The 19,427-nt window shown below is 51.5% G+C and carries 23 protein-coding genes; 6 read left to right on the forward strand and 17 right to left on the reverse strand.

What is annotated here, in order from left to right; genetic code table 11:
• On the forward strand, window positions 1-261 hold a 261-nt coding region (locus G560_RS19645; RefSeq protein WP_022705452.1), incomplete at its 5' end, for a transposase domain-containing protein.
• Between the two features lie 54 nt (window positions 262-315).
• Here the strand turns inward: G560_RS19645 and G560_RS19650 are convergent.
• The 7 genes from G560_RS19650 to G560_RS0116820 form a co-directional block, all read right to left on the reverse strand.
• Window positions 316-600 carry a recombinase family protein gene (locus G560_RS19650; protein ID WP_022705453.1) on the reverse strand — a complete coding sequence of 95 codons (285 nt, stop codon included), beginning with the start codon at window positions 598-600 and terminating at the stop codon, window positions 316-318.
• Between the two features lie 408 nt (window positions 601-1,008).
• On the reverse strand, window positions 1,009-1,392 hold the full coding sequence (locus tag G560_RS0116795) for a type II toxin-antitoxin system death-on-curing family toxin (RefSeq protein ID WP_022705454.1): 384 nt from the start codon (window positions 1,390-1,392) through the stop codon (window positions 1,009-1,011).
• 2 nt (window positions 1,393-1,394) lie between these two features.
• Window positions 1,395-1,643 (reverse strand): hypothetical protein, encoded by a 249-nt coding sequence (locus G560_RS0116800; RefSeq protein WP_022705455.1) that lies wholly within the window; start codon window positions 1,641-1,643, stop codon window positions 1,395-1,397.
• 153 nt (window positions 1,644-1,796) lie between these two features.
• Window positions 1,797-2,096 carry a type II toxin-antitoxin system RelE/ParE family toxin gene (locus G560_RS0116805; RefSeq protein ID WP_022705456.1) on the reverse strand — a complete coding sequence of 100 codons (300 nt, stop codon included), beginning with the start codon at window positions 2,094-2,096 and terminating at the stop codon, window positions 1,797-1,799.
• Window positions 2,093-2,350: a type II toxin-antitoxin system ParD family antitoxin gene (locus G560_RS0116810; protein ID WP_022705457.1), complete on the reverse strand. Its 258-nt coding sequence runs from the start codon at window positions 2,348-2,350 to the stop codon at window positions 2,093-2,095. The genes G560_RS0116805 and G560_RS0116810 overlap by 4 nt, the downstream gene beginning before the upstream one ends.
• Before the next feature lie 338 nt (window positions 2,351-2,688).
• Window positions 2,689-3,864, reverse strand: coding sequence for an ATP-binding protein (locus G560_RS0116815; protein ID WP_028914216.1), 1,176 nt, complete (start codon window positions 3,862-3,864; stop codon window positions 2,689-2,691).
• 236 nt (window positions 3,865-4,100) lie between these two features.
• Entirely contained in the window at window positions 4,101-5,207 is a 1,107-nt protein-coding gene (locus G560_RS0116820) for a Fic family protein (protein ID WP_022705459.1), read from the reverse strand.
• Between the two features lie 1,464 nt (window positions 5,208-6,671).
• Between G560_RS0116820 and G560_RS0116825 the strand changes: the two genes are divergently transcribed.
• Both G560_RS0116825 and G560_RS0116830 read left to right on the forward strand, forming a co-directional pair.
• A complete protein-coding gene (locus G560_RS0116825) occupies window positions 6,672-6,929 on the forward strand; it encodes a type II toxin-antitoxin system ParD family antitoxin (protein ID WP_022705460.1) in 258 nt (85 codons plus the stop codon).
• Window positions 6,926-7,261 (forward strand): type II toxin-antitoxin system RelE/ParE family toxin, encoded by a 336-nt coding sequence (locus G560_RS0116830; RefSeq protein WP_022705461.1) that lies wholly within the window; start codon window positions 6,926-6,928, stop codon window positions 7,259-7,261. The genes G560_RS0116825 and G560_RS0116830 overlap by 4 nt, the downstream gene beginning before the upstream one ends.
• A 559-nt stretch (window positions 7,262-7,820) precedes the next feature.
• On the opposite strand, the gene G560_RS0116845 is transcribed toward G560_RS0116830, so the two are convergent.
• The 6 genes from G560_RS0116845 to G560_RS19660 form a co-directional block, all read right to left on the reverse strand.
• Entirely contained in the window at window positions 7,821-8,111 is a 291-nt protein-coding gene (locus G560_RS0116845) for a hypothetical protein (RefSeq protein ID WP_022705464.1), read from the reverse strand.
• A 13-nt stretch (window positions 8,112-8,124) separates the two neighbouring features.
• The gene (locus G560_RS21130) at window positions 8,125-8,322 is read right to left on the reverse strand and encodes a hypothetical protein (RefSeq protein ID WP_155947363.1); all 198 of its coding nucleotides are present in this window, start codon (window positions 8,320-8,322) and stop codon (window positions 8,125-8,127) included.
• A gap of 71 nt (window positions 8,323-8,393) precedes the next feature.
• Complete coding sequence (locus G560_RS0116850) at window positions 8,394-8,954, reverse strand: hypothetical protein (protein WP_155947365.1); 561 nt, start codon at window positions 8,952-8,954, stop codon at window positions 8,394-8,396.
• A gap of 341 nt (window positions 8,955-9,295) precedes the next feature.
• Window positions 9,296-10,243, reverse strand: a complete 948-nt coding sequence (locus G560_RS20435; protein ID WP_081647691.1) for an NYN domain-containing protein — start codon at window positions 10,241-10,243, stop codon at window positions 9,296-9,298.
• Window positions 10,201-10,566 (reverse strand): hypothetical protein, encoded by a 366-nt coding sequence (locus G560_RS21255; protein ID WP_022705467.1) that lies wholly within the window; start codon window positions 10,564-10,566, stop codon window positions 10,201-10,203. The genes G560_RS20435 and G560_RS21255 overlap by 43 nt, the downstream gene beginning before the upstream one ends.
• A 162-nt stretch (window positions 10,567-10,728) precedes the next feature.
• On the reverse strand, window positions 10,729-11,208 hold the full coding sequence (locus G560_RS19660) for a cupin domain-containing protein (RefSeq protein ID WP_231575882.1): 480 nt from the start codon (window positions 11,206-11,208) through the stop codon (window positions 10,729-10,731).
• 101 nt (window positions 11,209-11,309) lie between these two features.
• On the opposite strand from G560_RS19660, the gene G560_RS0116875 reads away from it, so the two are divergent.
• A complete protein-coding gene (locus G560_RS0116875) occupies window positions 11,310-12,200 on the forward strand; it encodes a LysR family transcriptional regulator (protein WP_022705469.1) in 891 nt (296 codons plus the stop codon).
• 280 nt (window positions 12,201-12,480) lie between these two features.
• Here G560_RS0116875 and repC read toward each other — a convergent pair whose 3' ends face one another.
• The 3 genes from repC to repA all read right to left on the reverse strand — a co-directional run bounded on the left by repC (window position 12,481) and on the right by repA (window position 15,904).
• Complete coding sequence (gene repC, locus G560_RS19665; protein WP_050525232.1) at window positions 12,481-13,554, reverse strand: plasmid replication protein RepC; 1,074 nt, start codon at window positions 13,552-13,554, stop codon at window positions 12,481-12,483.
• A 223-nt stretch (window positions 13,555-13,777) separates the two neighbouring features.
• Window positions 13,778-14,704, reverse strand: a complete 927-nt coding sequence (repB, locus tag G560_RS0116885; protein ID WP_022705471.1) for a plasmid partitioning protein RepB — start codon at window positions 14,702-14,704, stop codon at window positions 13,778-13,780.
• Entirely contained in the window at window positions 14,705-15,904 is a 1,200-nt protein-coding gene (gene repA, locus G560_RS0116890) for a plasmid partitioning protein RepA (RefSeq protein ID WP_022705472.1), read from the reverse strand.
• A gap of 649 nt (window positions 15,905-16,553) precedes the next feature.
• Between repA and G560_RS0116900 the strand changes: the two genes are divergently transcribed.
• Both G560_RS0116900 and G560_RS0116905 read left to right on the forward strand, forming a co-directional pair.
• A complete protein-coding gene (locus G560_RS0116900) occupies window positions 16,554-16,793 on the forward strand; it encodes an AbrB/MazE/SpoVT family DNA-binding domain-containing protein (protein ID WP_022705474.1) in 240 nt (79 codons plus the stop codon).
• On the forward strand, window positions 16,790-17,200 hold the full coding sequence (locus tag G560_RS0116905) for a type II toxin-antitoxin system VapC family toxin (RefSeq protein ID WP_022705475.1): 411 nt from the start codon (window positions 16,790-16,792) through the stop codon (window positions 17,198-17,200). The genes G560_RS0116900 and G560_RS0116905 overlap by 4 nt, the downstream gene beginning before the upstream one ends.
• A gap of 498 nt (window positions 17,201-17,698) precedes the next feature.
• Here the strand turns inward: G560_RS0116905 and G560_RS19670 are convergent, their stop codons facing one another.
• The gene (locus G560_RS19670; RefSeq protein ID WP_162140881.1) at window positions 17,699-18,802 is read right to left on the reverse strand and encodes an MraY family glycosyltransferase; all 1,104 of its coding nucleotides are present in this window, start codon (window positions 18,800-18,802) and stop codon (window positions 17,699-17,701) included.
• Window positions 18,803-19,427: the final 625 nt, after the last annotated feature.

Below are 19,427 nucleotides of genomic sequence, written 5' to 3' on the forward strand. Positions count from 1 at the left end.
GTCGACATCGATTCCAATTTGGTCGAGAACGCTATCCGCAGCCCGGCGATGAACCGTCGAAACGCACTTTTTGCGGGGCACGATGAGGGCGGTCGTAATTGGGCCCGCTTCGCCAGTCTGATCGGCTCCTGTAAGATGAACGGCGTCGAGCCCTATGCCTATCTGCGCGATATCTTCATCAGGCTCGCCAACGGCCATCTCGACAAGGACATCGACGCGTTGATGCCATGGGCCTACGCCCAGCTGCCAGATGGCTCATAAGGACCTCGTCTCGTAGTCCCTGACGAGCTACCAACAGACCTCAGCTTCACGCGATCAACCAAACGCAACTGAAAAATCAATGGCCCGCGGCCGCCGCTTACCATTGATCGTCTGGATCACGTCTTGCAGATCACGAAGGTCACGGGCAAGACGGTCGATCGAGTAAACTACAATACTGTCGCCATCCCGCACATATTCAATCATCTCCTGAAGGGCCGGACGGTCCGCTGCTGACTTGCCTGACAGCTTCTCCTCAAAAGTCTTATCAACCTGACCAAGATCCTGACGATCAAGGTTCTGGTCGATCGTGCTTACACGCCGATAACCGATAATCGCCATTTTGCTCTCCACTAGTAACATCTGCCTCTAGAGTAGCACCGAAACAGTAACAAGTAAATCAATTATAGCCCTGTTGTTACCGTAAATCGAATTGGCTGTTACCGTAACATCTGGCTAGAGTTCATTGTAACTATTGAGTTCACTTATGATGATGCAGTGCTAGCCCCAAGCGAAGGCCACCGCACAGAAGAACAGGGTGAATATCAGGGATCATGAACTTCATTCAACTTCTAACGCTGTCGGAGTGATCCAGGAACCAGCGGTATGTCTCGGCAATGCCGCCTTCAAGCGAGAAGCTTAAAACCGCAAAGCTTGGTATGCACATTGTAGGCGCTTCTCGTCGGAAATTCTTGGCCGCAAAATCACCCGCGAAACCGATACTCACGGGCCGAGCAATACTCGGAATAATTAGGTTTTTTGGTCAACCACATACCTCAGCCAGTGCGCAAAATCTTCTGCTTCCAGCTTGCCTTGCGCCAAAAGAATTATTCGATCCGCGACGCCCTCAACAGCCCAGTTAAGTGCGATGCCGTTGACATCGAGGCAGACGTCCATGGATTGGAATGCTGTACGTTTGTTGCCGTCATTGAAGCAGTGGCCTTGAGCGATCGCCTCGGCATAACAAGCCGCCAGCGCAAACGCGTCCTCAATCAATCCATACGCAAGGCGGTTGTCCACACGCGACAGCGCGCCCTCGAGCGATTTGTCACGCGCGCGTCCCACAAGATCGCCAGGGTTCAGAACTTCGTCATGAATGAGCTCAATAAGCTCTGCAGACAAGAGTCTGAACACGCCTATTTGTCCTTAAGGTAGTCAAGAACGGGCTGGTTAACATCTTTCCGGCGCTTGAGGCTTCCCAAGACTTCGTCGCGTGTGGCAACACGGCTTTCGGTTTTCTGAACAGCCTCGGCGGGTACAAAATACCCCACCAGAGCCGAATTCTTTAAAACCGCAACCGGATTGCCGCCGGAACGTTCAAGCACTTTATGCGGCTCGCGCATTTCGGTCATTGTGGCAATGTGGGGTGTGAGGAGTTTGGTCATGATGATCTCTCTGATGCATATTGTAATATATACTGCAATGCGCGTTCATATGCAAGAACGCCCGAATCTTCATACCATCTCCTGAGTAGATCCCCCCCAAAGCCCAGCGGTGAAACCCGCCGGGCTTTCCCACCGGGTCTTAGCAGCAGTTTCTCAGCCGTTGGGAAACAGGATCGCCTCTATGTCCATTGCGCCGTTCAACACGTGCAAGACGACGGTTCGGTCAGCTTCAACGCGACAGAAAATCAAATACCGACCATGAACCCGGCGGCGAACACCGTGGCTCTCATAACGTGGGACGATGGGCCATGCCTCGGGCATATCAGCCAGTTCTGTGCAACTGCGGAATAGCTCCCGCACGAAGCTCAGGGCCCGGATCGGATTATCTTGTGCGATGTAGTCGCCAATCGCTTCGAGATCAGCCTCTGCCGCAGCCGTAAGTTCGACTATCATTTAGCAGCGCGACCCATGGCCTCATACTTGGCTTCAAGCCGTGCGAACACATCGCCTGCAGGGTTGGTACGCCCAGCCTCTGCGTCTGCAATCCCTTTGGCGAGTGCGTGGTCAAGTAAGGCGAGCCTTGCCTCGCGCTCTTGAATCAGGCGTATGCCCTCTCGCAGAACTTCGCTCTTGGAATTGTAACGCCCAGTCTCGACAAGTTTCGCGACGAAGCCCTCAAGTTGAGATCCAAGGTCTGCGCTGATCATTGTCCCCTCCAAAGCATCTAGATTTAAGAATACTAGACTTGATAATAGTTATCAAGTCCGATGCCCCAAATTTCGACGCCGTAAAGCCAGACCTCCGATAAATCCTGTTCTGCCTTCGAGCGGATCGTCCAAGACTTATAACGACCATGGGAGAGCGATCTTTTATGAGTGACTATGCCGATCGTTTCACGGCACTGAGTCCGCTTCCTCGATATTAGGTAGTTTTCAATTTATGGGTACCGCCCCCAGAGACCAAGCCAGATCCGCGCACACCTTCATGTCCGCCATCGCAATCGCCGCCATCGTCATCTTCTAGATATAATCAATGGCTCTTGACACTAGTCCGCCAACTTCCAATTCCGACGAATATAATCGTCGAACATTGGAACGGTGAAATCGATGTCGCCATACTGCGGACTGTAAATCATACCTTTGGCGATTATCTGCGCCCGACGAGGCCCTAACTTAGATGGTGCTTCACCCAATCGTTCGGCCACTTCTGATGACCGGTACGGTCCCTTTCCGATTCCTGACATCGCAATCACGTACTCACGTTCTTTTGGAGTTAGCCTGTCAAAGCGGACTTGGAAAAACCCGTCATCCAGCCTCATTAAGGCATTTTCTGTTGCCTTATTGATATCGCTTTTATCAATTGGCGATTTGTCAGCAGTATTCCAGGCTTGGAATCCCCATTCCTGCAAAAAGTATGGGTAACCCTCAGTAATTTTAAGAATTTCATTTAGAGCTTCGGAGGTTATTTTTTCCTCCTCGTCCTCTATCGGCCCCTTGATTGCTTTGATTGCAGCTTCAGCATCTAGCGGACCTACTTTCGGGTAGGAAAAGAGCCGTTCTGCATATGACTTGGCATCCCCTGAAAGACCGGCTAACTGCGGAAGACCAGCCCCGAAAAAAATGACTGGAAGTTGTTTTTGACCGACTTTGTGGATTGCTACTATTAGCGCTGCTAGTTCGGCTTCTTTTAGATATTGGACTTCATCAATTAGTAGACACCACCCCTTGCCTGCGGCTTTGGCCGCAGTACCAATGGCAACAAACATATCAGGAAGATCATACTCCAAATTTCCACTATCTGCCACGCCGGGCTCTGGATCGACTGAGACTGACAAGTCACCGATCTGTACTTTGAATACACTTGCAAAGCTCCTCAACGCTTTCATCGCATCATGCGTTTTCACTTTGGCAGACTCTATCAATGAGAGTTTGCGAAGTACTTGCTGCATTCTGGGATACAAAAGTTCTGCCAGCGGCTTTTCCTCTGGAGCCTCAATAACAGATGTCAAATATCCTTCTTCCTCTGCTGCATTTTCAATAGTGTTTAACAGCACAGTCTTCCCTGTTCCACGTAATCCTAGCAACAATTGCGATCGCGCATGCCGTCCAATCCTTGTTCTTTTCAACGCGGTGAGAGCATCTTTGATTATCTCGTCTCGACCAGCAAGTTCTGGTGGCTGTGAGCCCGCTCCGGGCGCAAATGGGTTTCTCACAGGATCCATAGTTCTACACACCTCTAACTAGTTATACTAACAATGAGGTATAACTTAGCAGAAGTCCATACAACTAGACCATAACATCCAAAAAAGTCGAAACCCGCCATTCGTGCCCTGCGCGGCATCGGTCAGCCTTGGGCTCGTTTATGCCGTTCGCTGTGGGATGAACCAAGGTCCGCTTCGGCGATATTAGGTAGTTTTCAATCTATGGGTCCTGCCCCTTAGGCATTCAATCACCGCTATTAAGCCTCGCCCAGCTGGATCTCGTAATGCGTACTCCGCCCGCCTGCGCCCCCTCGGCATAGCAACCCAATATCAATCAGTGTGGCGATATCGCGCCCTGCAGTATCTTGAGAACAGTCTGCAATATTCGCCCATTTCGAAGACGTCAGCCTCCCATCAAACCCATCAAGGAGGCGGTTCAGGACTTTAACCTGGCGCGCATTCAATGCCATCTGCGATGCCCGATTCCAGAAACGGGCCTTGGCTAGAATCTTCGCCACTGCGGTCTCTGACTCCTCAATCGCGCGGCGCTGCAAAACCAGAAACCACTTGATCCAAGACGTGATGTTCAAATCACCCCTCTGCGTCTTCTCAAGCAGATCATAATAGGCCTTCCCCTCTTTCTGGATCTGGGCAGACATAGAATAATAGCGATGTGGCGTACCCTCGGATCGCGCAAGCGCAAGGTCCGCAATCGCACGAGCGACACGACCGTTTCCGTCTTCGAACGGATGGATCGTCGCGAACCAGAAATGGAGAACTGCCGCTTTGAGAACCGGGTCCAGATTGGGAGGTGCGTTTAGCCAGTCCAGAAAACGCGACATTTCATGCGCAACCCTGTCTGCGGGTGGCGCCCTGTAATGGACACGCTCCCGGCCAAAGGCGCCTGAAATAACTTGCATCGGGCCACTATTATCGTCGCGCCACTGACCGACGCAGATCTTGGAAAGGCCACTCCGCCCTGTCGGAAACAGGGCGCCATGCCAAGCAAATAGTCGCTCAGCCGTCACAGGCTCTTGGTACTGGCCTGTCGCATCCAGCATGACGTCAACAATCCCCTCAACGTTTCGGTCAACGGGGGGAAGTGCACCAATATCGATCCCGAGACGACGCGCGATTAAAGAGCGAACCTGTTGGGTGTCGAACTTTTCCCCTTCAATTTCACTGGTTTTTACAACGTCTTGTGTAAGAGCCTGAAGCATCGCCTCTTCACGCAAATCAAAGCCAACGGCCTCCATCTTCCCGAGTAACTTACCCTGCTCATGCCGGACTGCAGCCAGAAGTGTAGCAAGCGGGGCCTCGTCGAAAGTAAGCTCTGGCCAGTTTGGGTGTTCCCAGATGTACATGATATTCTCCGCACAATATGCGGTGGTATAGCCGTATATTCTCCGCAAAAGCAACAGTTATCACCGCATTTAGTGCGAAGAATATCGGATGCTTTCTCAGGATCCAACCAAAGCAGAGTGCAAGCCAACTTTGAATTTGACGCCATTTAGTGATTGATCACAGGCAGTTACGCCATTCTCTACTGGCTCAACATCGCCGAAATGCCCGAGCTTCAAATACCGCAATCGACCGGTAATCTTGGCTCGCACGCGCAAAGGCCTAGCCGCTGCAAGAAAGTGCGGCTGAATCAGTGGCAGACCCCCCCTGCCCTGATCCAAGCCCATAGGTCCGCCGCCAGACGTATGCGCGATAACGAAGCGCGTCGTATTTCAAAATAGATCATCAGCTTGAAGTGAGCCAAAAAAACCATAAGTTGAGCAGAGTGCAATCATCACACAAAAATTCTGTAGAATTCAAAATTAAGGGATTGACACATCAAACGATCTCGCCTAAAAATAGGCTTCAGCCTTTCAAAATTAGGATTGGTATATATATACTATATAAGTATATAATAGTATTCTTTATATATACTATATCTATATATACCTTTATATAAGATAGTATCCTTCTAGTACTCTATATATAAATACCTCCTTCTTTCTATATAAGCATAATCCACTGCTCCTTTAGGAGCAGTGGATTATGCTTATTAAGTATATACTTAAGACTCTTACTGTACCTAAATAAGACTCCTTACTCATCAAGCATGGGTCATAGCCTACAAGGAGGAGCCGTAGGCGACGACGCAGTAAAGGCGTTGACCCATGCTTGATGAGATATAAATAGCAAACAACAATATCTCCTAATTTTTGACAAAGAGACCTAAACCAGAATCTGAGACCCTAAGATTCAAGTAACCAAACCCTACCATCCATGCGAGACCCAAGCCCCCTACCCCACCGATGCGACTTCCTTGGTTCCAAATTACCTTGGCTCCAAGTCCAACCCGTTCGGAATACCAAAATGACGAGGTGAACCACCGTTCCTTGGTTCCGCCACAGCGAACATCCCCCTGCACAATGCTCGGAGATCTGCCTCACAGCCCTGAACCACCAGCCAAGACAGAGGCTATGAGCAAAAAGTCGCACAGGAGGCCCGCTAAGGGCTTTTGTGACTCGAGGTAGGCATTGGGTAAGTAAATCACGAGATGGCCACTCAGTGAGGCTCGTTGAGCCTGTGATGGGCATTCTGAATGCATATCATCGCCGCTTATGCTGCCTGCCCCTGAGTGGATCACAGCCAAAGCCGAAACCACGGCACAATTTGGAGACAGGGTTTTCTTTATTGGATCCCTGCAAAACCACAGCGCTCGAGAGATAGCATGAACACAGATGCTGCATCACAGCTGGTTCACCGCTGGATATCAGATTCCATTGACCCAAATTGTGCATTGGCATATATTGCCAATAAAGGAGGCCTGACCCATGGTGACACGCAACGTTGTCCTGACCGAGACCCAAGACAATCTGGTTCAAGCATTGGTCGCGTCCGGGCGCTACCAGAACGCAAGCGAAGCGATGCGCGCGGGCCTGAGACTGCTCGAGCAGGAAGAAGCACAGCTTGCCGAGATAAGGAAGGGTCTTCTTGAAGGCTTGGCCCAGACCAAGGCGGGCGATTTTGCGGAGGGTAGTGGTGAAGATGCCATCCGTCGTGCCTTTGCGAATGCTCGCGCTTCCTCATGAGCCGATCCTTCCGGCTGACACGTCTTGCAGAAAAAAGCCTTACCGAGATCGCGCGATGGACTATCAAGAATTTCGGACTGCGACAGGCTGAGCTCTACGAGGCGGAATTGCTCAACCGCTGCAAAGGAATTCTGAACGGCCAGACACATAGCCGGAGTTGTGCAATCCTGCTAGATGATGCAGATGACCTGCGGTTCGTTAGGACAGGGGAGCATTTTTTGGCCTTTTTGGACCAGCCAGACGAGGTTATCATAGTCGACATCCTGCACTGTCGTAGTGATCTGCCCCGTTATTTGGCAGCGCTGATGGCGCTGAAAAACGAGGGCATCTGATTTGCGTCACAACCCCGCCGCTTTGGTGAGGTTCACGCGGAACTTCTTGCGGCGGCGTTGGTAGCGCCGGGTCACCGCGCCCGTCTGCCGCCAAAGCAACCGCTATCGTATCTTTGTGAACATCCAAACCGATGTAGGTGATATTCTTGTCCATGGCCCGCCTTCTATGCAAGAGGCTCTGCGCAAGGACATCCGGCGCAACCCTCGAACCAACATACTGTGAGACGGGTCGCCCTATCTCAGGCGAACATGTGGTCTAGGTGCTGTAAAATAAGCAAATGCCCCAAACCTAAAGGCTAGCGAATTGATGTGGGTTTGAACCAAAAGTTGTGTTTAGGCCCTGAGTAAACAGGGCCTAAACCTCGCTAACCTTTAGGGTGTCTATAGGTTACTTTACGGTCTTTGATCTCGTCACTCTTGGATTTTAGTGCGCCAATTCCAAACATGACCAAAATGGCGATTAATCCGATGTGAAGGACAACGACCCACATCAAACTGAATAGATTTAGAACCATGAACAGAAGCAAAGCGAGATACGCGACAACTCCGAAGAACCAATTCATGTTGGATCTCCTTTGGCTTTGGCGATTGCAGCTCGGGCAAATTCTATTCGCCTACTGGCCTCGATGCCCATCATAGGCACTCCGTCATTCACCTGTAGCAACAACACCAAAGCCTCAAGCAAATCAGGAGCAGCAGCGATTAGGTGGGCGTCATTGTTGCCATTGACTACGCGGCAATCGGCAACCGTAATCCCACGCTTACCAACTGATTGTGCTACATCTTTGCTGCATTGCACATACTTGCCGTCCACCGTCCAAGGACCAGGCGTGTGTTTGGCGTCTGTCATTTGGTTCCCCTTTCTATCCAATGGTCATGAGGGCAGAACGACTACCCTTCTCAAATACATAGAGGCGGTAACGTCCAAAATTGGTGGAATACGGTGGCTTCCAGATCAAACCTGTCCGACGTTCCACTTCGTCTTGTCTGCCGTTGTACGTCTCTGTGTAGACGTTTTCTTTTGATGCAATTTCACGCACCACGATCTTGTATTCAGCCACGGCTCTCCCCTTTCGTGAGATGGTGGTGGTCAGCCTTATGCGAGGATACTCCCCACATAAGGCCAATCAGATCACCCAGCTTTCGCTTTGGAGAAGATCGAACGAGGTGGTGGAGCATCAGATGTCTTCACCGTTTCGTTCATCGGTGGCTCTTCTTCACGCGAAGAGGAAGCCATCGAGTTTTCAACTTCATCGTCTGCGCCATCATCTTCGCCGGTATAGGCTGTGTTGGTAACCTCAGGCTCAGCTTCTGGCTCAGCATCAGCATCAGCTTTTGCTTTCAACAGCAGGCCTGAAGGCTTCTTTGGCTCCGTGGCAATACCGAGAGTCGCTTTGGCAACTGGCTTTGGAGCCATGGTCGCTGCGAGCTTGTTTGCTTCGGCGGTCTTGATGGTCAGAGCTTCGGTCTTTTCAGCCAAAGCTTCATCCAGCACCGCAGCCATACCACCTGCACGAGGCATAATGCCCAAAGTGGCTGTGTAACCGTTTGCACCACGAGTGGCTTGCAGCTCGATGGTGATTTCCTGGTCAGTGGAGATGTTGATCTGGCGGGACACGAAGTCTGTGATTGCCGTCTCAATTTCGACTTCAGCGGTGTGTTTAAGCCACGCATCATTCGTAAACAGTTTCATGGATCCCATCCGTGTGGATACGATCTTGGTAAAAACGTACTTTGCCTAGGCTGTTAGGGGCTAGGGGTTCTATAGGTGGTCTAGGGGGTCTAAAACTGAAATAGTCTTTAGGTAGTAGAGTTCTGAGTAGAGTTCGCGTGAAGCCACCGATAACTGGCTTTTATGGACCTTTTTTGCCCGCGAAACCTAAAGATAACCTAAAGCCAAATAGTACATGTGAGTAGAATGGGAGCCCTCACCGTGGTCAGTTGCCTCAATTGCGGACGGGCCAATTGACCAATACCAGACCAGCATGTCCCTCAGTCGCCATCCCCCAGCGATACGTTGACGATAGGCCTGCACTATCTAGCAGGAAGTATTTCCGCATCACCAAAGATGTAAAATCCACGTCGCTTCGGGATATGCCTTGCCTTGATACTGTCTCGATACAGGTCATTTGTCACGATTGGTGCTGAGTGTAGCTCTGCTAACTCGACAATCCTGCGGTCAGCAACTGTTCCAGAGGCAACAATCTCAACGTCACAGCTAACACTCATCATTTCCCTGACTTCTTCAAGTGAAAGATGCCGTCCACAGACTTTATAACCAATGTTTGCGTCGAAAACGACGATGGGCTTAACGCCCTTGCACTCTAAAGTCTCAACGACCTCCGAAACGGGCTTAAAGCTTGGCTTAACAACACTTTCCCAGTGGGCGACATTCGAACCATCGACGATATTGATCTTTTCGTTCCACTTTCGAGGCGACTGGTCAACTTCATTCTTAGGAACCGCTAAGCACGCCAAAGCCTCCCAATATTTCACTTTCCGATGTTTGACGCGAGGCTTCCCATTAGCATATTCACCAGCACTATATTCCTCATCATTCAAGCCGTGAGTGAGTTTAACAATCACATTCGCCTTCGGATATTTCTGCGCGGCAAGTATAATTAATCGCTTTTCAGCTTCACTTCTCTCTTCACCGATGTGCTTGACCCACCCAAGTTCTGTGAGATGGTAACCGTTCATCGAACTTCTTGTTGTGACTTCAAAAATTGACCCGCGCACAGAAAACTTCTCTGCTTCCTTTCGCGCTTCATCAATAGCAGTCGCTCGTGCTTCTGCGGCACGTATTTTTGCGACTTCTATTTTCTCGCGCTCTTCGCGCGCAAGTCTTTGTTCCCGCTCTTCGGGAGTTTCCTTGTTTGCAAAATTTTTAGTGACTACGGCAAGCAGAACAATGCCCCCAATGATCCAAGGCAGCATAGTTAGTTCCCCATTGCCTGTCGTTGCGCCCGCTTGAACCGACATGCCCCAAGTGGCCTGCCGTTTGATGGCAAGTTCGCCTGATCTTGCCGCCGGATCAAGTGTTTTTCTCTCCTAGCCTCGTTTGCGCTTGCCGGAACGCTCCAATGTGGGTGGATCGGGCCGCGATGCTGTGTCAGCTTGGTCGGACAAACACGTTTTTTAGCGCGGCGGACAAACCTGTCCTGCCGCTTGCGTTCGGTCTCGGGCAGTTTCAGCTTCACGCGTATGACGGTGGCGCTCGCAATCGGCGGCCCTTGCGGATCAGCTTCCGCCTCATATGCCGCGGCAATCGCTTCTAACATCGATTGGAAAAGATCGGGCTGCATGGTGTTTCTTCTCGGGTCAGCGGCTTTATGACGCAAATAGGTTACTCCTTGCCCTCTCGAATTGGGCGTTCAACTGTTTGCGCGGTCTATGCACAACCAGCTGATAGCACCGGCGCTCTTTCAGCCAAAGAACATCCACCCAGATGAACGCCCGTGTAATATTCAGCCCGGTGTTGCCGAGAAACGGTATTCGACATCGGAAAATGCGCCTTCTGCGAAGCCATATGTCATGCGCAGACCGCATGATCCGGCAAGCACGCCGTGTTCGGCATTGGCGGGCACATAGACAGCGATGCCTGCTGCGATGCGATGGGCCACGCCGTCGATGGTGACAATTCCGTCGCCTTCGAAGCCAAGATAAAATTCCGCAGGGTCGTGGCGATGCAGCGGCAGCGTGCCATGTGGTTCAAATTCTGCAATGCCCAGCACAAATTCGCGTTTGGTCTGCGCGTCGCCGCTGATCAGCGTACGCCATCGCACTGTACCATAGGCCGGATCCGTGCCGCCTTCCAACGGTGTGGTCGCCGCATCGACGGTGAAAGCTATGCCTGTTGGGGCAAAGGGATCGTTGTCGGCCTGCGGCAATAGGTCGATATAAGGTGCTTCAAGCGTGTCGATGGTGAGAATGGCTGCTGCGGACATTGTAATCTCCATCAATGGCTCGTAGCTTTTTGCTAACCTCGGTTTTGCTGTCCCGCAATATCGATAAGATGATTAAGATTATACCTTGAGGTTATGTTGTGATGTTACTCCCTTCCTTTTCGGGCCTGACAGCCTTTTACGCCGCTGTGCGAAACGGCACGCTCACCGGTGCGGCAGCAGAACTCAATGTGTCGCAGCCCGCAATAAGCCGCCGGATCGCAGCGCTGGAAGCCGATCTTGGCTGTCGGTTGTTCGATCGCACCCATAAACCCGCACGATTGACCGAGGAAGGGCGCGTTTTGCTGCTTGCCTTGCGCAGCGGCTTTGGCCAGATCGAGCAGGCGGTCGACGTGTTGCGGCAAGGGGTCAGCAAACAGACGATTACCATAAGCGGTCCATCGGGTTTTGTGGCGTTTTGGTTGATCCCCCGGCTGGAGGATCTGAAAGTGGCCTTTCCCGCACTGACAATCCGTATCATGAGCCATGAACAGGGCGAGGCGATGCCCACCGCAGAGGTATCGGTTCGCTTTGGTCTCCCCGACCCAGCTTTGCCGAGCGAAACCCGGATCCTAAGCGAAGATGTCTTTCCAGTCGCAAACCCACTTTACCTCGCGCGCAAAGGGATGAGCGCCAGTGATGTCGACTATGCCAGCTTGGTGTTGCTCACCATGCAATCGGGGCGGCGCCATTGGTATGATTGGCCGGCTTGGTTGGAAGCCGCGGGCAAACCCAAACTGGAGTCCGCACAGTTCATGGACTTCAACAACTACGCGATGCTAGTGAATGCGGCGATGGCAGGACAGGGAGTCTGCCTGAGCTGGGCGGGATTGCTCGATAGCTTCCTTGAATCAGGCGCTCTTGTTCGGATTGCCGGTCCCAGTGTTACATCGCAGCGTGGCTATTTTGTCGCCGCGCGTGATGGGCATGCCGCACGGCCCGATGTCATTGCAGTTTTAGGCTGGATCCAATCGCATGACGGACTGGGTACCTAGTGTTCTGAATCTGATGCTTGCTACCTGTTTTATTTGATTTTATCGCGGTTGGCCAAGCCATGGCGTGCGATGTATTCGGCAGTTCCTCAATCGAGACGCCAGCTTTGATGCGGCTAACGTTGGACTGGCTCAACACCAGCTTGTCCAAGGCGATATCGTGCGATGGCGAAAGAGTTATTTTATGGGCAACCTGAGCCATCAGTTAGTCACTATGACGGGTGTCAGAAGCCATTCTCCAAATATCATTTTCCGCCACATTCAAAGCAACATATCTTTCACTCTAAGTAATTGTCCGCGGACAATCCCACGCTGTTCTGTGTTGTTTGCGAAGTTGCTGTATCAGAATGAAGGGATCAAAATTGGTACTTTTTGAGCCGCTGGTTAAACTGCGAAAATAGGCGCCGACGCTGCGAATGCGGTTATGATACTGCAATAGCGACCATACAGTTATTGCTGCGCCTAGTGGCCCTACATGAGCTTGAGCGGTTTTGTAGTTGGCACTATCGATCCCCAGCATTGGTGCAAGTGTTTGGGCATGTGCCAGAACGTCTTCTACTGTTTCAATTGGGCTTACTGCATATTGCATCGCCTCTGGGCATGCTGATTTTAGATCTGTTAGTGTAAACGCAGTTCTCTTAGTATCAGTACCTTCTTTATTTGAGTTATGATGGTGCCGGACATATTGGCCGTTTGTGGCGGCCGTTTCATTTGGTTTGCTCTCTGGTGCGGGCACAGATGGCTGATCGCTTTCAGCCTCTAGACGCATTTCAGGCAGTTCTGACAGGATGAATTTGAGGGTGGCCACGTCCGTCTTGCGGCGCAAATATTTAGCAGCCTCTAGAGCCATTGGATGTTCGGGGTGCGCGTGGAGCGTGGACCTTAGGAGGCAGCGCAGGTAGCGGACCTGCTCTTGCTCTGCCGTGGCTTGGCTGGCGAGGGCTGAAAATTCCGCAAGGCGGGTAAAGAGGGGTGCAAGGTCGAGCCCGAACCGAAGGGTGGTGCCCTCTGTCGTGTTATGGCGGGTGAACCGTTTCCGATTCGGGCTATCACGTCGCTCTAAAAGCCCGGCGTCTCGGAGCATTTCAACATGCCGCCGCAATGTGCGATCGGTGATGCCATTGCGGCGAAACGCCAGTGTGGCGTTGGACGCAAATACAACGTGATGGTTTCTCTTTGGGGCCAGGCACGACAGCATTGCATCTAATGTAGTCAAGACCGATGGCTTTATCCCAAGCAGAGGCGCCGCTTTTCGCAGCGTTTCAATCAGAACGTGCCGCTCGGGTAGGGAATTGTCCGCGGACAATGGCAGGGGGTGCCGCTGCCCTTGGGACGCGGTTACTTGTATGAAGGCCATGATGTCATCACGACAGGCCGATAGGCGAAGCGCCACAACAATTGCCGCCTAAATGCACAAATTTGCGCATAAAATATCATTCAACCGAATCGGTTGTTGTTGACTGGCGGAGGAAAGCTGGTAAACCTGTTTGTGCAAACGACAGATTGGGCCTTCCGGGAAATTTTCTTGGGGGCTCTTTCTTTTTCGGGCTGTGTTCGTGCTCCTTGATTGAGGGTTGAAGTTAGTTTGTGGTGGATTTCCACGCCTGATAGATGCGTGTCAGCTCTGCCGTTGCATTATAGTGCAGCCAGCGGGTAAACTCGGGGGCGCTCGATTTCGACAGCTTCAACGTCACACTGCGGGCGGTTTCAACCACCTCGGCAAGCGGCGTGCCGTCATCCGCGATGATCGCCAAGGCAGGCGTGGCGTCGTTGTCATTTATGGCATCACTCACCAACGCAAATCGCTGATCAGAATTGAGAGTGTTGAAATCGAGTGTTTTCAGCAAAGCAATAAGATCAATTGCGCGGTCACGGGTGGCATCGGCCAATGCTTCCCACCGCCTGCGACCAATGCCATGGGCGGAACCAATGGTTTGGATTACGGATTGAGGCAGGCTGCGCGCAACCTTGGTCATGCGTGACAGCATCGGTTTGTCAATCGCAAGCGCGTCCATGATGATAGTGGCGTCATAGCCAGTATCAGCCAATTCTGCAGCAAAAAGCGCCTTTTCGATAAAGCTTGGATCTAATCGTTGCGCGTTTTCTTGGCCTTGGGCCAGTATTGCTTGTTCGTCAGTCAGTGAGCGAACAAGCGCCTTGGCGGGAATGGCCAGCAGTCGCAGCGCGCGCAAGCGGCGGCGACCATATACGATACGATAGTGGTTGGGGCGGCCAGGAATGGAACGCACCATGATTGGTACTTGCTGACCGTGCGCGCGGATGCTTTCGGCCAGCTGCGCCACATCGGCATCGCTAAAAACAAGCCGATCAGTAGGACCGTCATCTTCTATCAAACTGGGGTCAAGGTCGCGGACAGCATTGCTGGACAGGTCTTTGAGCGTGGATTTCACGCCACTCATCGCGCCAGTATTCGGGAAGCGCGGCTTTGCCTCTGCCTGTGTTTCACTGGGCGGGGGAGGGGGCTGAAATATATTCCTGCGGGCCATTTAGCTGGTCTCCCTTCCCCATGCGTGTTGAATGGTCTGTTCAAATTCATCAGCAACGCTATTTACGCTTTCCAGAATACGATCGAGCGTTTTGCGCACGACTTGCGCCGGGTCCAATTCGTAAATCGTCTGTTGGGTCATGCCCGCATCCGAAATTGCTGTCGATTTAAGCATGGGCGTGGTCAGCACTTGATCCAGCAGAATAGAGCGCAGAAAGCCCGACATCTGAGACTGCGGCACGTCCATCGGTTCATACCGTGCGACAAGGTATTTCAAAAACGCCCAGTCGGTCGGGCCCGTCGCCTCTTCCAAGGTCCGCACAGTCTCGCCAGCCATTTCCAAAAATTGCGCCATTGAGGCGACGTCAAGCATGCTTGGAATCACAGTGATCAACAGCCCAGTTGACGCCAAGAGCGCTGTCATTGTCGTAAAGCCCAGCTGTGGTGGACAATCAATAATGACCAAATCATAGTTTGCCTCAACTTCATCCAGCGCAATGGCAAGCCGTTGGGTAAACGGCGGGTCCACGCGCTGCTGCAGGGCATAAGCGGTTTCGGTTTCGTACTCACTTAGCATAAGGCCAGCGGGTGCTAGATCCAATTTGTGGAAATAGGTTTTGCGGATCACAGTGCTTAGGGGTAGCGGATTTTCATACCGCAGCGCGTCATAGATCGTGCCACCCTCTGCGAATTCAAGTTCCGGACGGTATCCAAACATGGTGGTCAAGCTGGCTTGTGGGTCCATGTCGAGCGCCAAGACACGATAGCCGCGCAGGGCATATCGTTGAGCCAGATGAATGGCGGTCGTGGTTTTGCTGGAGCCGCCTTTGAAGTTCACAATCGAGATCACCTGCAGCCCGTCGCCCTGTCGACGACCGGGAAGATATGTCTCACCATTCCGGCCCGTGCGGGCCATAACATGGCGGATCTCGTCCATTTCCTCAGCGGAATACAAGCGGCGGCCACGGCTGTCGGTTTCAACGTCGGGAAAATCACCCTCTTGATGCCGAGTCCTTAGGTTAGACATGCTAATCCCAGTAAGTTCGGACACTTCAGACGGGTGAAATTTGCGCAATGACTTGCGGCTCTCAGGTTGAAAACTATTGCGCATATGCGTGTTGAGCGCCTCAGACAGGCGGGCAGCGTTTGCGCTAATGGTACTGGCAATTGACCCTGGAACGGGTTTTGTGATGTCTATCATACGTCTGCCCTCATGGCCTCTTGCTGGGCCTTAGTTGTTTCGTCGCTAAAGCACGCATATTGCGCAGTCTTGCGACGACTGCACTTGTGCCACGCAACTTGTCGTCAAACAACAGTTTTTTTCCGCCCTTATGCGACTGGGCCGCATCGACAACCGCCGATGTCTTGTAACCTATTGTTTTTATATATTTACCAATGGATCTAGTAGAACAAGTCTATATATTGTGCTTCTTGAGGTTGTTGGCACAATTGAAGCTTTTGATACTAAGTTGCGAATCAAATTCTGGTTTAACTTAGCTCTCAGGACGCCGCATCGATCTAGCTGAAACCATGAAAATAGCGTCTTTTTGGAGGTGATGGTTCTCCATTTTGAATTTGAAAAGTTCCACCGGGTTGTCGGAGTGTGCTATTTTCAGTTCATTTCAAAGGTTGATGTAGACTGGTGCTACATACCCCAAAATCAGTTGGATCTACCGCACATGCAGTGTTTGTGGCTACCTAACTAATGGTTCTTTGGTTACCTCACTTACTGAAGTTTTTTTAGGTTATCATCCGTTCTATTCACCCAAATAGGCGACCTGACTATCTTGAAAAAGTAATGCGATTGCGCCATATGTAATGCATATTCGACATTTGACGCGGAGGGCGCTATGCAGGAATCAACCATCACAACGAAAGGTCAGACGACCTTGCCGAAAGATGTGCGGCAGGCGCTGGACCTGAAACCTGGGGATAAGCTGCGCTATCTGATCCTCGATGACGGGGAGGTGCGGATTATCCGCGCACGGTCGGCGCGTGACTTGGCCGGAGCGCTACACCCTCTAACGCAGCGGGTTGTAACGCTTGACGAGATGGATGCGGCCATTGCGGCCGGAGCGAAAGGCCAGTGATCGGCCTTGATACCAATGTGCTTGTGCGGTTCTTGGTGCAGGACGATCCTGCACAAGGCGCGCAGGCCAGTGACTGTGTGGCCAGCCTGTCTGAGGCGGCGCCCGGGTTTATCGCGCGCGAGGTCATGGTTGAAACGGTTTGGGTGTTAGAGCGGGCATACGGCCTGTCGCGCCCGCAGATTGCGGCGGCGCTGGAAGGCTTGTTGGAGGCCCGGGAATTGGTGGTTGAAGCAGCGGACCGCGTCGCCATAGCGCTCAATCGCTATGGTAAGGGCGGGGCAGGGTTCTCGGACCAAATGATCGCGTTGGCAGGCGTTGAGGCGGGCTGTAAGGTCACAGTGACCTTCGACCGCAAAGCCGCGCAAGGGCCGGGGATGCAGCTTGTAGGCGCGTCTCAGGACCACTGATTTCGACGTAAATTAGAGATCTATTCACCGGGATTTATGGAGATTTCCCTTTAAATCGATTACTCATGATAAGGCGGACTTATCGTGAATTATAGGGGATTGAACGGCGTCCTGCAGTAATCCGCAGTTGCTGCTTTTTCTGCGGATCGTAGGTGCCAAGCGGGATTGGGTATTGAAATAGTATTGTTATTCATCACTGTGGAATGTCCCAGCATCCGCTAAAATTGTCACCGAAAACTGACCCATCTCAAACATTGCTTCTGCTTGACACAGATGGGGCTCTTGGCGTGAGAGACTTGGGAGCTTTAAGGGCTACTCGGACATCGGCATTGCGCGTTTTCCAATTGTTTGTGAAGTTTAGCATGCGATAGTGGCCCATACCCTAAACCTACATCAGGGTTTTTCTTTGCATGCCTAAATCCTTTTCTCGACAGAGAATTGCGGCGTGCGAACACCGCCATGATATGCCGCCCTTCGGGCTATCACCAACTTTCAGCCTTATCCCCTCATCTGCACACTCAATGGCCAATTATGGACTGCTTTTACGCCCAAGAAATAGCTGAAGACAAAGAGAATGGAGAATGCCAATAAGGCTGCGCCTGCTTCAAATGGCTTGTCCCAAAATAGAACGCCGGCCAAGATTGGGGCGGCTATACACGGCGAAAGGACAATTATCGTTAGCGGATTTGAAAGCTTTCTGCGATTTCGCCCCAAAAACATTATCTCAAGGCCACGCATAACGAGTTGGTGGAAATGTAGGCGGTCAGGTTGGCCTATTGGCCGTCCTGCTCGTTTACGTCGGTATATAGAAAAAAACGTATCGGCGATGGGCCAGAAGAACAATAGCGCTACGGCTGTCCCAGCAACGTCTGCGTTTCGCTCCAAAAGAAAAATGCCAATCCAGGCACAAGTATGCCCGATCGTATATGCCCCTGCATCCCCCAAGAAAATCTTTCCAAACGGCCAATTGAGAATGACAAAGCCTAGGATAGCGGGAATTATCAAGGCAACATGGCCCGTTATTGCGCTATCTCCGGTAGCGTGGCCGACGCTAAGCAGACCGCCCAAGGTCAATATGGACGTCACGCCGCACAGGCCGTTGACGCCATCGATTATATTAAACGCATGACAAATCCCGGATGCCAAAAGCACTGTGAAGGCAAAGCCGAATATAGAAAACCCAAGCGCCCAATCTAGTCCATACAAATCGATCTTTGTGAGATAAACGCCGAAGAATACGATGGTTAAAACTGATGAGAATACCGCTGCGAGAAGCCGCCAACGTGGACTTACGTTCCCAAAAATATCCTCTTTTGCACCTGCTATGAACACAGGAAGCAAGGCTATTAGAAAAATTGGGAGGACACCTTCATACCCTTCCGGTGGGAACATCCACAAGCCTAGGGATGTAGCTATCACCACCGAGATGCCGCCCAACCTCGAAGTTTGAACCAAATGTGCGGATTGTACGGTTCTTAAATCACATCCACGCTTGCGCTGCATCCAGCGAGAAACGTCTCTACGCATTAAGAATAGGCTGATGCTGAATGAAATAATCAACACAAAGGCGTACCCACCCAAAGTTGTCACAATATTGCTCATGTGCATCACCAGAGTCTGAGAAAGCGCCACTTAAAGTGTCGTAGCGATACCTACCTAGTCGCTTTTGAGAACTGTATTGTCAATGTGATAAATATCAGTATGATAATTTTACGTTTAAAAGGTAGATATGAGAGAGTTAAGATCAACCAAGCTTTGGGCATTTCCCCAGCCGTGGACGATGCTCTTGGCAAGATACCTGAGGAGATTTTGAATGAAGATGACCAGATATAGCGAACCCCAGATCCTTTCGATCCTGCGACAGGCTGAAGGTGGCATGGGCATTGGCGGCATCACACCCGCCCAGAAACTGAAAATAGCCGCGTAAGTTCTACGAATGCACCCCGTTAAAAATGGGGGGGATTACCCGCGACTTGTCTTAAGATGCTCCGCGATCTTTTGAGTAAAGGACAATGCTTCACGATGTGTTGTACAAATGGAGAATAGCGCACGCCGGTCAGGCCACACACAATGTCCAAGGGGTATTAAACACTTTCGTAGCGCCACATTGGCTCTCGCCCCTTCTGAAGGCGACCTTATTTTGGCTGCGACGCCCCATTGAGGACTCGCTATAAACCCAAATAGTAATTCTCTAACCACGGCTGTGCATTTAGACGAGCTCAGATTT

This window comes from Pseudorhodobacter ferrugineus DSM 5888 (genome assembly GCF_000420745.1).
In the GTDB taxonomy this organism is placed as follows: Bacteria; Pseudomonadota; Alphaproteobacteria; order Rhodobacterales; family Rhodobacteraceae; genus Pseudorhodobacter; species Pseudorhodobacter ferrugineus.